Origin of the sequence: Photorhabdus sp. RW14-46, assembly GCF_963887965.1 — a bacterium.
GTDB classification, from domain to species: domain Bacteria; phylum Pseudomonadota; class Gammaproteobacteria; order Enterobacterales; family Enterobacteriaceae; genus Photorhabdus; species Photorhabdus laumondii.
Genome location: NZ_CAWPHH010000106.1, coordinates 1 through 791, shown reverse-complemented (window position 1 = coordinate 791; position 791 = coordinate 1). Strand labels below are relative to the sequence as shown.

General features: G+C 51.6%; 1 rRNA gene. It reads left to right on the top strand.

From position 1 onward, the window contains the following. Positions 1–112 precede the first annotated feature (112 nt). Positions 113–791, top strand: a 23S ribosomal RNA gene (locus AACQ38_RS23745); the annotation flags it as partial.

Below are 791 nucleotides of genomic sequence, written 5' to 3'. Positions count from 1 at the left end.
TGCTCTTTAACAATCTGGAACAAGCTGAAAAATTGAAATACTCAATAATATCGCCGAGGTATTGTTGAGGTGTCTCTCAAGCTGAACAGTCCGAGACAGTTTCGGGTTGTGAGGTTAAGCGACTAAGCGTACACGGTGGATGCCTAGGCAGTCAGAGGCGATGAAGGACGTGCTAATCTGCGAAAAGCGTCGGTGAGCTGATATGAAGCGACAGAGCCGGCGATGTCCGAATGGGGAAACCCAGTGCAATGAGTTGCACTATCATTAACTGAATTCATAGGTTAATGAGGCGAACCGGGGGAACTGAAACATCTCAGTACCCCGAGGAAAAGAAATCAACCGAGATTCCCCCAGTAGCGGCGAGCGAACGGGGAGGAGCCCAGAACCTGCATCAGCGATAGCATCAGAGGAACGGTCTGGAAAGGCCGGCGAGAGAGGGTGACAGCCCCGTACTCGAAGATGGTATGGCTGTGAGTTCGATGAGTAAGGCGGGACACGAGAAATCCTGTCTGAAGGTGGGGGGACCATCCTCCAAGGCTAAATACTCCTGACTGACCGATAGTGAACCAGTACCGTGAGGGAAAGGCGAAAAGAACCCCGGCGAGGGGAGTGAAAGAGAACCTGAAACCGTGTACGTACAAGCAGTGGGAGCCGTGATTAATCAGGGTGACTGCGTACCTTTTGTATAATGGGTCAGCGACTTATATTCTGTAGCAAGGTTAACCGGATAGGGGAGCCGCAGGGAAACCGAGTCTTAACTGGGCGAAAGAGTTGCAGGGTATAGACCCGAA